The 14,769-nt window shown below is 65.7% G+C and carries 7 protein-coding genes; 4 read left to right on the forward strand and 3 right to left on the reverse strand.

Annotated elements, in window-relative coordinates; genetic code table 11:
- Nucleotides 1–59 precede the first annotated feature (59 nt).
- Nucleotides 60–989, forward strand: a complete 930-nt coding sequence (locus tag K7G82_RS23805) for an AraC family transcriptional regulator (RefSeq protein ID WP_222992441.1) — start codon at nt 60–62, stop codon at nt 987–989.
- 59 nt (nt 990–1,048) lie between these two features.
- On the forward strand, nt 1,049–1,540 hold the full coding sequence (locus tag K7G82_RS23810; RefSeq protein WP_222992442.1) for a methylated-DNA--[protein]-cysteine S-methyltransferase: 492 nt from the start codon (nt 1,049–1,051) through the stop codon (nt 1,538–1,540).
- Between the two features lie 194 nt (nt 1,541–1,734).
- On the opposite strand, the gene K7G82_RS23815 is transcribed toward K7G82_RS23810, so the two are convergent.
- On the reverse strand, nt 1,735–2,133 hold the full coding sequence (locus tag K7G82_RS23815) for an RcnB family protein (RefSeq protein ID WP_246623805.1): 399 nt from the start codon (nt 2,131–2,133) through the stop codon (nt 1,735–1,737).
- Nucleotides 2,134–2,245: 112 nt separating this feature from the next.
- Nucleotides 2,246–3,559, reverse strand: coding sequence for a chromate efflux transporter (gene chrA, locus K7G82_RS23820; RefSeq protein WP_222992443.1), 1,314 nt, complete (start codon nt 3,557–3,559; stop codon nt 2,246–2,248).
- Between the two features lie 336 nt (nt 3,560–3,895).
- Between chrA and K7G82_RS23825 the strand changes: the two genes are divergently transcribed.
- Together K7G82_RS23825 and K7G82_RS23830 are read left to right on the forward strand one after the other, a co-directional pair.
- A complete protein-coding gene (locus K7G82_RS23825; protein WP_343228633.1) occupies nt 3,896–4,408 on the forward strand; it encodes a GNAT family N-acetyltransferase in 513 nt (170 codons plus the stop codon).
- Between the two features lie 117 nt (nt 4,409–4,525).
- A complete protein-coding gene (locus K7G82_RS23830; protein ID WP_222992445.1) occupies nt 4,526–9,664 on the forward strand; it encodes a right-handed parallel beta-helix repeat-containing protein in 5,139 nt (1,712 codons plus the stop codon).
- A gap of 45 nt (nt 9,665–9,709) precedes the next feature.
- Here K7G82_RS23830 and K7G82_RS23835 read toward each other — a convergent pair.
- A partial coding sequence (locus K7G82_RS23835; RefSeq protein WP_222992446.1) for a beta strand repeat-containing protein occupies nt 9,710–14,769 on the reverse strand: 5,060 nt, incomplete at its 5' end.

Consider the following 14,769-nt stretch of genomic DNA (forward strand, 5'->3'; position numbering starts at 1 on the left):
ATGCGCGATCGACGGAAAGAGCGCTTGTTTCGCGCGCGCGTCGCCCCAATCTTGCCGCCATGCAGGAACAGCTCGGCCGATTGCGCGACATGGCGCTCCGTCATTGCAGCCCCGGCAAGATGGCGACGCCGATCCCGCGCCTCGCCATCCATATGGGCCAGGTGCGCACAGCGCTGTCGCCCGCGCTGTGCGAACCCATGCTGTGCCTGGTGCTGCAGGGCGCCAAGACGGTGACGATCGGCGACCGGGTGCTGCGCTACGACCCGGCAAGCTATTTCGTGGCGACCGTCGACCTGCCGGTATCGGGCTGCATCATCGAGGCGAGCGTCGACCATCCCTATATCGGCCTCAGCATGCGGCTCGATCGCGACTGCCTGACCGGGCTGATCGCCGAACTGCCCGATCCCGGCGATGCCCCCGCTCCCGGCTTCGCGGTAAGCGCGGTAACGCCGCAGCTTCTCGATCCATGGCTGCGGCTCCTTTCGCTGCTCGACGAACCGCGCGACCTGCCCGTGCTGGCGCCGATGCTGGAGCGCGAGATCCTGTACCGCGTGCTGCAGGGGCCGCAGGGCGGCATGATCCGTCAGGCGGCGATCGCGGACAGCCGCCTGTCGCGCGTGCGGCGCGCGATCGGCTGGATCCGTGCCAATTTCGATCGGCCGCTGCGCGTGGAGATGCTGGCCGAGCTCGCGGGCATGAGCCCGGCATCCTTCCATCGCCATTTCAAGACCGCGACCGCGATGAGCCCGCTGCAATATCAGAAATCGATGCGGTTGCAGGAAGCGCGCCGGCTGCTCATCGCCAATGCCGAGGCATCGCGCGCGGGCTATGCCGTCGGTTATGAAAGCGCATCGCAGTTCAGCCGCGAATATGCCCGGATGTTCGGCACCCCGCCCGCGCGCGATGCCGAACGGCTGCGCCGCCAGGGGCCGGGCGAAACCGTCGCGAACCTGTTGAGCGCAAGCTTCGGGAAGCCCTTGCCGGGATGAACGCCCAGGGATGATCCAGACGGCGGGACATCCCCGGCCGACCGGAACGAGGAACCGCCATGTCGCTCTGCTTCAAGACCACCCAGTCCCCCGTCGGCACGCTGACATTGGTGGCGAGCGATGCCGGGCTCGTCGCGATCCTGTGGCCCGACGACCGGCCGGGCCGGGTACGGCTCGGCCCGTTGACCGAGGATGCCGATCACCCCGTTCTCGTGGAAACCGCCCGTCAGCTCGACGCCTATTTCGCGGGCACGCTGACGCGTTTCACGATGACGCTCGATTTCCAGGGCACCGATTTCCAGAAACGGGTCTGGGCGGCCTTGCTCACCATCCCGTTCGGAGAGACGCGCAGCTATGCGGAGATCGCGCACCAGATCGGCCGCCCCGCCGCCGTCCGCGCGGTCGGCGCCGCCAATGGCCGCAACCCGATCTCGATCGTCGCCCCCTGCCACCGCGTCATCGGATCGAACGGCGCGCTCACCGGCTTCGCCGGCGGGCTCGATGCGAAGCGGCTGCTGCTCGACCTGGAAAGCGCGCCGCGACTGATGTGAGGGGTTGGCTTGCTCCCCACTTGTCATCCCCGCGAACGCGGGGATCCAGCTATTCCGTGAAGCATCAGAAAGAAGAAGAAGCTGGATCCCCGCGTTCGCGGGGATGACATCGAGAGAAAAGACCCCAAGACAGGAAAATCCCCCGAAGCCGGGCTCCGGGGGACTCTCCACTGCCACCTATTGCAGCGTCAGGCTCAGCGGATGGCGTTGCCGATCACCGCGCCGATGATGCCGCTGACCAGCGCGACCATCACCGCGTCATTGCCCGACTGCACCCACTGATAGCCACGCGGCGCGGCGTTCAGGTGATAGGCGCGGGGATTGTTGATCACCCGGTAATTCTGCGCCTGGCGACGGTCGAAGCGCTGGCCCTTGGCCCAGCGATGCTGGCCGTAGCGATAGTCGTTCTGCGCATAGCGGCGGTCATTCTGGCGCACGACGGTCTTCTTCTTCACGACCGTGCGGCCATTCGCGCCATGATGCACGCTCTTCTGTTCGACGCGCTGCTGGTAGGGCGCCGCCTGCGCCTGGCTGGCGACCAGCGGGCTGGCGATCATGCTGGTTGCGGCCAGCGCCATCAGAAACTTTTTCATCGTTCGTTCCTCTTGTTCCGGCGCCTTCAGCGGCGTCGAAAACAGAAATAGGCGGCGACTGTCGCAAGGATGTGCCGGCAGCGAGCAATTTTGTCGAAAAGTGTAACAGCAATTACACCGACAGGAGCAGCCCCGCCCCCGCCGCGATGCCGAGCAGCGGCAGCACGCCCAGTTTGAAGCGGAACAACAGGATCGCGGCGGCAACGCCGAGCAGCCCGGCGCGCCAGTCGAAGCTCTGCCAATCGGGCAGATACAGGCGCAGCGGCCCGAAACGCCCCTCGCCGACCGCCCTGAACAGCACATGCAGCGCGAACCAGAGCGCGAGGTTGGCGATCACCCCCACCACCGCGGCGGTGAGCGCGGCCAGCCCGCCCTGAAGCCGGGGCGCCCGCTCCAGCCGTTCCATCCAGGGCGCCAGCGCGAAGATCCAGAGGAAGCAGGGCGCGAAGGTGACCCAGGTGGTGAGCGCCGCACCGATCATGCCGGCCGCGAGCGGGCTGAACGGATCGGGCGCGCGGAACGCGCCGAGGAAACCGACGAACTGGGTGACCATGATCAGCGGCCCCGGCGTCGTCTCCGCGAGGCCGAGCCCGTCGGCCATCTCGCCCGCGCTCAGCCAGTGATGGGACTGGACCGCTTCCTGCGCCATATAGGCGAGGACCGCATAGGCGCCGCCGAAGGTGACGATGGCGAGTTGCGAAAAGAAGCTGCCGATCCGCCACAGCACATGATCCGGCCCCAACAGCAGCAGGATCGCCAGCATCGGTGCGGCCCAGACCAGCAGCCAGCCCAGCACCGCCCGGATCGTGCCGACGACAAGCGTACGGCGCGATGCAGGCGGCGCGGCCATGCTCGCTCCGCCATGTTTCGCATGGGCGCCGAGCCAGTCGGGGCGCGACGCGGCGACAATCATGCCGAGCACACCGCTGCCGAGCACGACGAGCGGAAACGGCAGGTCGAGCAGGAACAAAGCGACGAAGGACGCGGCGGCGAGCAGCCGCTTGAAGCGTGTATCGAGCGCGCGCCGGCCGATCCGGATCAGCGCCTGTGCCACGATGGCGAGCACCGCCGCCTTGATCCCCAGGAACAGGGCCGCGAACCATTGGAGATCGGCGGCATAGGCATAAAGGATCGACAGGCCGAGAATGACGAGCGCACCGGGCAGCACGAACAACAGCCCCGCCGCCAGTCCGCCCCTCAGCCCATGCAGCCGCCAGCCGATCCAGGTGGCCAGTTGCTGCGCCTCCGGCCCGGGCAGCAGATGGCAGAGATTGAGCGCGCGCAGATACTGGCCCTCATCCACCCATCCGCGCTTCTCCACGATCTCCTCGTGCATCAGCGAGATCTGCCCGGCGGGACCACCGAAACTGATCAGGCCGATCCGGCCGAAAACACCCATCATGTCGCGAAATTGCGGTTGCGTCATCGATACGTCCCCAACGGCCCCGAAAGAGCCGGATTGCCGCAACGCTTGGGCGGGGACGCCTGATCGGGAGGTTGCCTTGCCCCGAAGCTTCATTCTAGCGATAGCCGCCCGGCAACGCCAGCTTCAACCCCTATGCGCGAAGACATGTTGATCCCGGCGCGCGACTGTGACACAGACACTGGCGATGACGTACTTTACCACCTCGCATAAGGGCTATTGGCGCTTCCTGTAGGGAGCGGCGCGTCATCATCCATGACCATCGCCGCCGGGTACGGTGAGCGCATGGAACCAAGCGAAATTTCACCTGCCGCGGCGGCCTTCGAGAAAAGGCGAACCGTGACACATCATCTCGAAATCACCACGCCGCGAAGCGTGATCGCGCCGCTCGCCGATGCCGACGCGGCGGACGTGCAGCGCATCACCGACGCATCGGTCACCGCGCGCGTCTCCTTCCTGCCCAGCCCCTTCACGCTCGAAGACACATATGCGCTGATCGCCGCGCGCGCCGATCGCTGCTTCCACGGCGTGCGCGACCGGGCGACGGGCGAACTGCACGGCGTGATCGGCGTGCATGGCCGCCCCTTCGGCATGGTCGAGATCGGTTACTGGTTCGCCGCCGCCGCTCGCGGCCGGGGGCTCGCTACCGAAGCGGTGGACGCCGCGCTCACCGCACTGGAGGATCTGCCCGGCTGCAACGGGATCGAGGCGGAATGCGCGCTCGACAATCATCCATCCTGGGGCCTGCTCGAAAAACTGGGCTTCCGCGCGACCGGCGATGCCGGCCAGCGCCCCGAACGCATGCTGATGCGCTGGCATGGCCGGCCGGGGATCAGGATCGACGTATGCTGAAACGGTTATCGCCCGCGCGGCGATAACCCGCCACTGGCCGATGGATCCGCCCTTTTTCGCGTGACGTCGCGAAAATGATGACGATAGTGAAAGGGTCTGCATCGGCGGGGGGCGATCTTGACCATATTCGACATCGGGGAAGCTGACGGCTGGGCGGCGATCGCGGACGCGCTGGCCGGTGCCGCCCCGGGCGATCGCGTCGAGATCGGACCAGGCACGTATCGCGGCGCGAAGGGGTTGCGCGTTCCAGCCGGCGTCACGCTTCACGGCGCGGCGGCGCTGCTCGAATATACGGGGCCGGACGCCGCGATATCGGCGGTCGGCGCCGACGATGTGGTGATCACCGGCATCCGGCTGAACATGCTGAGATTGGCGGCGAGCGCGCCCGTCGCCCCGGTGATCACACCCGCGCAGAAATCCGGCTTCACCCTGCCCTACCGTTTCGAAAGCGCCTATGTGCCGACATCTTCGGCGCAACGCAGCGGCATCGCCCTGACCCGCGCCAGCGGCGCACGCGTGGAGGACTGCCACGTCACGGCCATACGCGGCATCGATTGCTGCATCATCTTCAGCCTGTCGAGCGACGTCCATGCGCGCGGCAACGTCACGCGGGGCGGCCGGTCCGGAATCAAGCTGATCGGATCGACCGGGCTGATCGAAGACAATGACTGCGCCGAAAGCGACAATGCCGGGATCGAACTGCATCACGATCATGCCCCGGTCCCGCCGCCGACCCGGGCGATCCTCCGCGACAACCGGTGCGGCGACAACCGGAAATTCGGCATCGCGGTCACCTCGGCCCATGCGGAGCGCATGATCGGCAACCAATGCAACGGCAATGGCGAGACCGGCATATTCCTGTCGAGATGCCCGAACAGCCGCGACGTCCCGGCGCGCGCGCATATCGACGGGAATAGCTGCTGCGGCAACGCACGCTTCGGTATCGCGCTCAGCGCCTGCGACGAGACGCTGGTCCAGGGCAATCAATGTTCGGATAACGGGCTTTGCGGCATTCAGCTCGAAAATGATGCCGTTCTCCACGCGCATGTCGGGAATGCGATCATCACCGGCAATATCGCGTCGGACAATCGACAGTACGGCATATTGGTGATGTCCAGCACCAGCGAACTGATCGGCGACAACGACTGTTCGTCGAACGTGGTGGGCGGCATCAGCATCCAGCGCGCCCGGCACAGCCCCGGCATTCCCGGCTCGGCGACGATCAGGTCCAACATCTGTTCGAACAGCGGCGAGGGATCCGGCATCGTCGTGCTTTCCTCGGCCTGTCCGGAGATCGCGGACAATGACTGCCATGGCAACGCGCAGTCGGGGATCGTCATCACCCAGGATGACATGGACCAGCACCTGCCGTCGCGCGCATCGATCAACGGCAATCGCTGCAACGACAACGGCCTGGACGGGATCCTGATCACCTGGTCCGCCTGTGATATCGTCCAGAACAACGATTGCATGCGCAATTCCACCGGGATCTTCCTTACCCAGGCGCAGGCGACGCCCGGCACCCGCTCGATCGTGCCGCTGATCGGCAATCGCTGCGGTCACAACCGGGCATCGGGCATCGTGCTGGGCTCAACCGCGAGCACGCTGATCAAGGACAATGACTGTTTCGACAATGCGGAACACGGCATCTGCCTTTCGCGCGGGGTTTCCGCCGACGAGCCGCCGACGACCGCGCCCGTTCAGGCCAATCACTGCCGCGACAACGGAAAATGCGGAATCTTGCTGATCTCCTCGTCGAGCGACGGGATCGACGACAATCTCTGTTCGGGCAACGGCATCCATGGCATCTGCCTCGAACCCGGCAACCAGACGCCCGCCCATTCCTCCGCCGCGCCGATCCGCGCGAACCGCTTATGGGGCAACACGCGAAGCGGCATCGCGCTGCTCTCGTCCGAAAGCCAAGGCATCGACGGCAATCAATGCTGGGAGAATGACAATCACGGCATCGTGCTGGATCGTGCCGATGTGAGCCCCCAAACGCCGTCGCGGGCAACCATCACCCGCAATATCTGCCGGCACAATCAGCTTTGCGGCATCATCCTGGTTTCCAGCGAAAGCCCCGATCTCGCCGACAATGCCTGTTGGGGGCAACCGCGAAGCGGCATCGATCTGGAACGGCGGGTCAACGGCATCTCCGCGCCCTCCCTCGCGTCGATCCGCGGCAACCAATGCCATCATAACGGCCATAGCGGCATCAACATGCTGTCGTCCTCGGCCCCCGCCATCGCCGAAAATCATTGCTGGTCCAATGGCTGGCACGGCATCATCCTGCAACGGCAGGATATCAGCCTGGACAACCCCTCATCCGCCCCGGTCATCGCCAATCTCTGCCACAACAACCAGCAGAGCGGCATCCTGCTGGTATCCGCCGAATCCGACGGAATCGAGGGCAATCACCTGTCGGGCAACAGCGCAGATCTGAATTTCGCGATCCACAAGCCCGACGGCAACGCGGTCGTCGAACCCTATCTGCCCGCTGCGGACAACCGGTTCGGCGACGATGCGGAGACGGTGCCGACGGGCATGATGGGCGATGCCGCCATGGCGATCGAGAATGACGGCCATTCACCGGCACAGGCACGTGCGATCGTCCGATATCTCGCCTCGGCCGGCTGCCCGGACTGTTTCGCGGCCGCGCTTTCCTCCAATCGCGCCGGCGCCCCGGCCGCACGGCGGAAACAGGATGATCCGACGGGCGACCGGCATCGCCATTTCCAGGTGCGGATGCATGATGGCCGCCCGCAGTTCGAACCGGCAATCGCGAAGCATCGCAGCGAACTTGCGAGCATCGGCACGGTCCTTCAGCAGCTGAAGGCGGCGCTCCAGGCGGGTTTCGAACCCAAACCGGCCTGGTTCGGCCTGGTCACGGCGGATGATGCGGCGATCGATCAGATCGCCGATCTCGCCCAGAACAGCGAAGCGGCCGCCCCGCAAAAGTCGAAATGGGGGCGACGGCCGATCCATGCGCTTCAGCGGTTCGACCATGGCCCACGCAACGCCCTCGACGGAACTCAGCCGGAGACCGGACTGTTCGAAGCGCAGCTCGCCGGGTCCCGTCGCTGGGGCGACCGGCTCGCCGCGACGGCAAGGCTGCCGGAACTCTGGATTGCCGCGCTTGTTCCCATCGCCGTCTGGCGACTGTTCCCGGGCTGGACGCACCAGCAGGTCGCCGCGATCGGGAAATGGCTCGCCGGGGGCATCGGCAATTGGGCGACGCTTGTCGCCGGGCTGATCATCGCCGCCAGCGCACTGATCGGCTACGCCAATCTGCGCCTGCCCAGGATCCTCGCCTATCGGCAGGATCCCCTGGCCTGGGCTGCGGGACTCGCCAACGCGCTGTTCTCGGTGATCCAGATCAAGGACCCATGGGAAAGCGTCTCCCGCAAGTTCGGCACACAGATCCGTACGCATATCGTGGCGCCGATCGCGGACCGCGCATGGCTCCATTGGGTGCGCCGCAAGCTGTTCCGCCACGGACCCGGCGTCTATCCCATCGTCATCACCCATGTGGAACAATGGCAGGATCGCGATCTTGCCCGGCTGGAACGGCTGGCGTGCTCGCTGCCCAAGGGCGTCAATCTTTGCTGCATCGTCCAGATGGATGGCCGGGTGTGCGTTCACCCTGCGATGCTTGCGGTGGCGGGCGCGCCATGGTCGACCGGTTTCACGCTGCTGCTCAACGATCATGACGAAGCGCTGCGGCTGGATCTCGATGCCGTTCACGCCGCCTGCGCGGACGCCGGCGAACCGATGCTCGATCTGCTGGGCCCGGCCGAGAACAGCGACGAGCTTACCCGCCAGGAGTTTCGCGGATCGCTGACCGACGACGAATGGTGGCCGCTCGACCTGCTGCCCTCACTCTCGATCGGATCGGCACCCACCGGGAAATTCTCGCTCCGCCGGACGATCATGCGCGGCGTGGGCGCACCGCTGATCGCGGAGCTCGAGCGTTATGAGCGGCTGTTCGTCGCGCGGACGCCGGAGCGGAGCTGGTCCGAGCCGGGCGTGCTCGAACTGTTCACCTTCGCCGCGCAAGCGCCGTCGCTAAGAGTGTATCAGACCGAGCGGGGGCGCCAGCGGTTCGAGCGCATCGCCGGACGCGTCGGACGGCGCAATGCGGTCGCGCGGCTTGTCGCCGGCCTGTGGCATGATCCCGCCGACACGATGGAGTATATCGCGAGCGCGCTGGCATGCGGCATCGCGCATCACCAGGCCGTCGCGATCGAAGCGATCCCGCAGGCGCGGGATCGGGGCCGGGCCATCGTGGCGGAACGCGCGTTCGAAGCGATCATCTTCCTGGCGGGCGATCTCGACCGGGTGATGGCGACGGGCTGTGCGGTGCATGGCCATGAAGCGCTCGACCGCAATTGGCAAACCCTGTTCGCCATGTTCGAAGAGGCGGCGGCGGAGCAGGAGGACGCCGCATCGATCGCCAGACTCTATGGCCCCTGTCTCGGTGCCTGGTCGGCGCATCGTCCGGATGATTGCGGCGGCATCGTTGCACAGGATCTCGACCGGATCCTGTCTCGGCATGCGGAAAAGCGCGAACAAGCCGCCACGCGCTCGATCCGCGACGTCGCGGTTGAGGGCCTCGTCCGCGATCTCGATTTCATGTCGGTGATGGATGTCGAGCTTGCGCTTCAGACCATCACCAGGATGCGCGCGCAGCAATGGCGATTATTGCCGCGTGCGCTGGCCGACGGGGTGGAGGATGCCGCCGCGGATATCCGGTCGCGCGGTCGATCGCTCGGACAATTGCTCGACGGTGCGGTGACGGATACCGATCTGGAACTGATCATTTCATTGCACAGCGCCTGGCCGGAGCGCGTGATCTACGCACTCAGCCATATCGCGATCGATCATGCACGGCGCGCATCGGCCGATTGGCGCGCCGATCCCGATTACGGCCGCACGCTCCACCATGTCGGCCGCACATGCGCGTATGTCGCGTCGCGACTGAGTACGGCGCTCAACGCCGGCGGCCTGGAATCCCGGCTCCGCGCGGATCTCAACCTGCTGATGCAGGCACCACGGCGCGACGGCGCGGCGGCGCATGCGTGGCTCGCGACCGGGACGGCGGGTGAAAGACTCCTCCAGCTGCTCGAACAGTCCGGCGCGCGATCGACCGTGATCCCGAACGTGATCGATCAGGAACTGGAGCGGCTTCTGCTGATCGCGGAAACAATCGTCGCACGCACGATCCGTCCCACGGCCAGTCCGCGCACGGACGGCTGATGCCTTCGACGCCCCTCCCGCGAACGGGAGGGGCGATCGAGCGCCTTACGCGAAGGTGATCTGGTTGATGTCGGAGATGCCGAGCAGGGTGACGGATCCGCCCTGTTCGAGGTTGATGCGGAGATCGACGATCTGATCGTTGTTGGTATCGGCGGCGACGGTGCCGAGGATGTCCATGCCGGCGGCGAGGCGGATCACGTCGTGGCCGGGGGTATAGTCGGTGATGACATCATGGCCGTCCTGGAAGCCGATGACGAACACGTCCTTGCCGGCGCCGCCGGTCAGCGTGTCGTTGCCCGCGCCGCCGATCAGCGTGTCGTCCCCGCCCATGCCGTTGAGGCTCTGCGCGCCGGAGAAGCCGTAGAGCGTGTCCTCGTCCGCCGTGCCGGTCAGCACATTGCCGGTGCGGCCGCCGCCCACCACCTGCTTGCCGTCGACGATCGCGGTGACGGTGAAGGTGACGGTGGCGGTGCTGGTGAGGCCGCCGGCATCGGTGACGGTGTATTTGAAGCTGTCGGTCAGCGTCTGGCCGGGGCTCAGCAGATCGAACGCGGCGGCGTCGGCGACATATTTGAGCGACTGGCTGGCGGCGTCGAAGATGACATGGCCGCCGGTGCCCGCGCTGTCGACCGAGAGGATGGCGAGCACATCGCCATTGCCGTCGGTGTCGTTGCCGATCAGCGTCGACCAGAGATTGGCGCTGGTCTTGCCCTCGTCGATCGCCAGCGCATCGGCGACCGCCACCGGCCGGTCGTTGACCACCACGGTCAAGGCCTGCTCGGTGAACAGCCCGCCGGCATCCGCCGCGCGCACGGTGAGGCTGTAGCTCGGCCGGCTCTCGAAGGTCGCGGTCGTGCCGGTGGTGGTGATCACGCCGTTGGCGTCGATATGGAACAGCCCGGCATCCGCGCCCGAGAGCGACCAGATGATGGTATCGCCATCGACATCGGACGCGGTGGCCGTGCCGACGACCGTGCCGGCGGCTGCGCCTTCGTTGATCCGGTCGCTGTCGATCACAAGGTTCGCGGGCGCATCGTTGACCGAATTGACCGTCAGCGTGACGGTGGTGGCGTTGCCATAATCCACACCATCGGTGGGCATATAGGTGAAGCTGTCAGTGCCGTGCCAATCGGCGTCGGGCGTATAGGTGAAGCTGCCATTGGGATAGAAGAGCAGCGTGCCATGGGCGGGCTGGGTGAGGAATACGGCGGTCAATGAACTGCCTTCGGCATCGGTGTCGTTCGACAGCACGCCGGGGGCGCTGATAACCAGCGCCGTGTCCTCGTCGGTCGCATAGTTGTCGCCCACACCCACCGGCAGGTCGTTGACCGCGGTGATGGCGATGGTCTGGCTGGCCGATCCGGTGAGCGCGCCGCCGCTGCCGCTATTGCCGCCGTCATTGATGCCGACGGTCAGCGTCGTGCTGGCGGGCGGCGTATCAGTGTTCGCGGTGAAGGTGACGCTGCTGGTGGCGTTGGTGTTCAGCAGATCGTTGATCTGTGCCAGCGTGCCGGTGAGCGTGACGCTGCCCGTGCCGCTGCCCGAGACGTTCGCGCCGCTCGTGCCCGCGCTCACCGTCAAGATGCCGTAGCCCACGCCCAGCGTCACCGTGACGCTGCCGCTGGCCGCATCGGCATCGGCGACCGACACCGTGCCCTTCAGGCTGAGCGCGACCTGTTCGGTCGCCGCATAGGCGCTCGCCGAAACCGCCGCCGTCGGCGCGTCGTTCACCGCATTGACGGTCAGATTGACGGTGGTGACATTGCCGTTCGCCGTGCCGTCATTGGGGCGGTAGGTGAAACTGTCGCCGCCATTATAATTGGCATCGGGCGTGTAGGTGAAGCTGCCGTTCGGGTTGAGCGACAATGTGCCATGGCCGGGGCCCTCCACCAGCACCGCACTCAGCGCATCGCTTTCGGCATCGGTGTCGTTTGTGAGCACGCCGGGGCCGGCGATGACGAGTTGCGTGTCCTCATCGGTTGAATAGCTGTCGGTGTTGCCCACCGGCACATCGTTGACCGCCGTGATATTGATGGTCTGCGTCGCCGAACCGGTGAGCGCGCCGCCGCTGCCCGTATTGCCGCCATCGTTGATGCCGACGCTGAGCGTGGTGCTGGCGGGTGGCGTATCGGTGTTGGCGGTGAAGGTGACGCTGCTGGTGGCGTTGGTATTCAGCAGATCGTTGATCTGCGCCAGCGTGCCGGTGAGCGTGACCGTACCCGTGCCGCTGCCCGAGACGTTCGCGCCGCTCGTGCCTGCCGTCACCGTCAAGATGCCGTAGCCCACGCCCAGCGTCACCGTGACGCTGCCGTTGCCCGCATCGACATCGGCGACCGAAATATTGCCCTTGAGGTTGAGTGCGACCTGCTCGATCGCGGCGTAGTCCGGCCCCGCCAGCGAGAAGGCGACCACGCTGGACGGGCCCCAATCGATTGGATTTTCCTCCTGGACGCTCGAATAAGCGATGGCTCCGGCCGCGGGATTGGATGACCGCACGGCAAATATCTCCGAGCCGTCAGATAGCGATCCCCAGGCGCCTTCATGCAATATGAGGAAATAGCTGCCGGCATCGAGCGTCACGCCCATGTCGATCGTCGCCATGACGATGTCACGGGTGGATTCGGCCCGGTTCAGCCCGGTATCGACCAACAGCGGCGTGGTATCCGTTCCGCTGAACAGAAGGACACCCGGCTGGTCATTCCCCCCGACGGAATAAATCGCCCAGCTCAGCGTCCCGCTGAAACCGTCCAATATGCCGTTGTCGGGCGTCGCCAGGGCATCGGCCAGCGCGGTCGTGATCGTGCTTAACGTCTGACGCTGGCTGAGGATGAATTTTTCCGCATGCGCGAATTCCGACAGGTTGAATGCCGCGCTGTTGTCCAGACCAGCCTGATCCAGGATCACGCCGGGCGCGCCGATATAGACCGTCGGCGCGTCATTGACCGCGGTGATGGCGATGGTCTGGCTGGCCGATCCGGTGAGCGCGCCGCCGCTGCCGCTATTGCCATTGTCGTCGACGTTGACGGTCAGTGTCGTGCTGGCGGGCGGCGTATCGGTGTTGGCGGTGAAGCTGACGCTGCTGGTGGCGTTGGTGTTCAGCAGATCGTTGATCTGCGCCAGCGTGCCGGTGAGCGTGACACTGTTGGTGCCGCTGCCCGAGACGTTCGCGCCGCTCGTGCCCGCCGTCACCGTCAAGATGCCGTAGCCGACGCCCAGCGTCACCGTGATGCTGCCATTGCCGGAATCGTCGGCGACCGAGACCGTGCCCTTCAGGCTGAGCGCCACCTGTTCGGTCGCCGCATAGGCACTCGCCGAAACCGCCGCCATCGGCGCGTCGTTCACCGCCGTGATATCGATCGTCTGCGTCGCCGTTCCGGTGAGCGCGCTGCCGCCCGAATTGCCATTATCATTGATCGACACGCTCAGCGTCGTGCTGGCGGGCGGCGTATCGGTGTTCGCGGTGAAGCCGATGCTGCTGCTGGCGTTGGCGTTCAGCAGGTCATTGATCTGCGCCAGCGTACCGGTAAGTGTGACGGTGCCCGTGCCGCTGCCCGAAACATTCGCGCCGCTCGTGCCCGCCGTCACCGTCAAGATGCCGTAGCCGACGCCCAGCGTCACCGTCACGATGCCGCTGCCCGCATCGGCATCGTCGACCGACACCCTGCCCTTCAGATCGAACGCGATCTGCTCGGTCGCCATATAGCTTGGCCCAGAGAGCGAGGCGACGGCGGAAGCCGAGGGAATCGACTGCCAGTTGGACGGATCTTCGGGCGGCAAGGCCGCATAAAGCGTATCTCCGGCCGGATCCGCTACGGTCGACATCCACCAGATGAGCGAGCCGTCCGACGGTGATTCCAAAGCACCCTCGCGCAACGCGATGAAATAGGTGCCAGGCTCGATCGTCACGTTGCCGAGGTCGATCGTCGCCACAATGATATCTCTCTCGTAGAGCGCGCTGTCCAGACCGCTGTCCACGAGCAACGGTGTGTCTGTTCCGCTGAACAGCAATGTTCCGGGTTCGCCATTCGCCGACGAATAGATGCCCCAGCTGAGCGTGCCGCTGAAACCGTCCAGCACGCCATTGCCGCCGGTGCCGGTGTCGGTCAGGGCGGCGGTGAATGTCGACAGCGTCCGGCGTTCGGCGAGCGTGAAACGCTCAGCCGCTATGGCGTGCGATATGCCCGACATGCCGCCCGTGCTGGTCACGGCACGATCGAAGATCATGCCGGGCGGGGCGATATAGGCCGTCGGCGCGTCGTTCACCGCGGTGATGGCGATGGTCTGGCTGGCCGATCCGGTGAGCGCGCCGCCGCTGCCGCCATTGCCATTGTCGTCGATGTTGACGCTGAGCGTCGTGCTGGCGGGCGGCGTATCGGTGTTGGCGGTGAAGCTGACGCTGCTGGTGGCGTTGGTGTTCAGCAGATCGTTGATCTGCGCCGGCGTGCCGGTGAGCGTGACGCTGTTCGTGCCGCTGCCCGAGACGTTCGCGCCGCTCGTACCCGCCGTCACCGTCAAGATGCCGTAGCCCACACCCAGCGTCACCGTGATGCTGCCGCTGCCCGCATCGGCATCGGCGACCGAAATATTGCCCTTGAGGTTGAGTGCGACCTGCTCGATCGCGGCATAGTCCGGCCCCGCCAGCGAGAAGGCGACCACGCCGGACGGGCTCCAATCGATTGGATTTTCCTCCTGGGCGCTCGAATACGCAACGGCTCCGGCTGCGGGATTGGATGACCGCACGGCATATATCTCCGAACCGTCAGATGGCGATCCCCAGGCGCCTTCATGCAATACGATGAAATAGCTGCCGGCATCGAGCGTCACGCCCAGATCGATCGTCGCCCTGACAATATCGAAGCTGCCGCTGAAGTTCTGCCCCGTATCGACCAGCAGCGGCGTGGTATCCGTTCCGCTGAACAGAAGGACACCCGGCTGGTCATTCCCCCCGACGGAATAAATCGCCCAGCTCAGCGTCCCGCTGAAACCGTCCAATATGCCGTTGTCGGGCGTCGCCAGGGCATCGGCCAGCGCGGTCGTGATCGTGCTTAACGTCTGACGCTGGCTGAGGATGAATTTTTCCGCATGCGCGAATTCCGACAGGTTGA

Source organism: Sphingomonas colocasiae, assembly GCF_019880585.1.
Taxonomy (GTDB): domain Bacteria; phylum Pseudomonadota; class Alphaproteobacteria; order Sphingomonadales; family Sphingomonadaceae; genus Sphingobium_A; species Sphingobium_A colocasiae.

Coding starts and splice junctions, on each gene's coding strand:
- K7G82_RS23810 (WP_222992442.1), top strand. CDS start 1,049: ATGTCGCTCTGCTTCAAGACCACCCAGTCCCCCGTCGGCACGCTGACA.
- K7G82_RS23805 (WP_222992441.1), top strand. CDS start 60: ATGCAGGAACAGCTCGGCCGATTGCGCGACATGGCGCTCCGTCATTGC.
- chrA (WP_222992443.1), bottom strand. CDS start 3,559: ATGACGCAACCGCAATTTCGCGACATGATGGGTGTTTTCGGCCGGATC.
- K7G82_RS23815 (WP_246623805.1), bottom strand. CDS start 2,133: ATGAAAAAGTTTCTGATGGCGCTGGCCGCAACCAGCATGATCGCCAGC.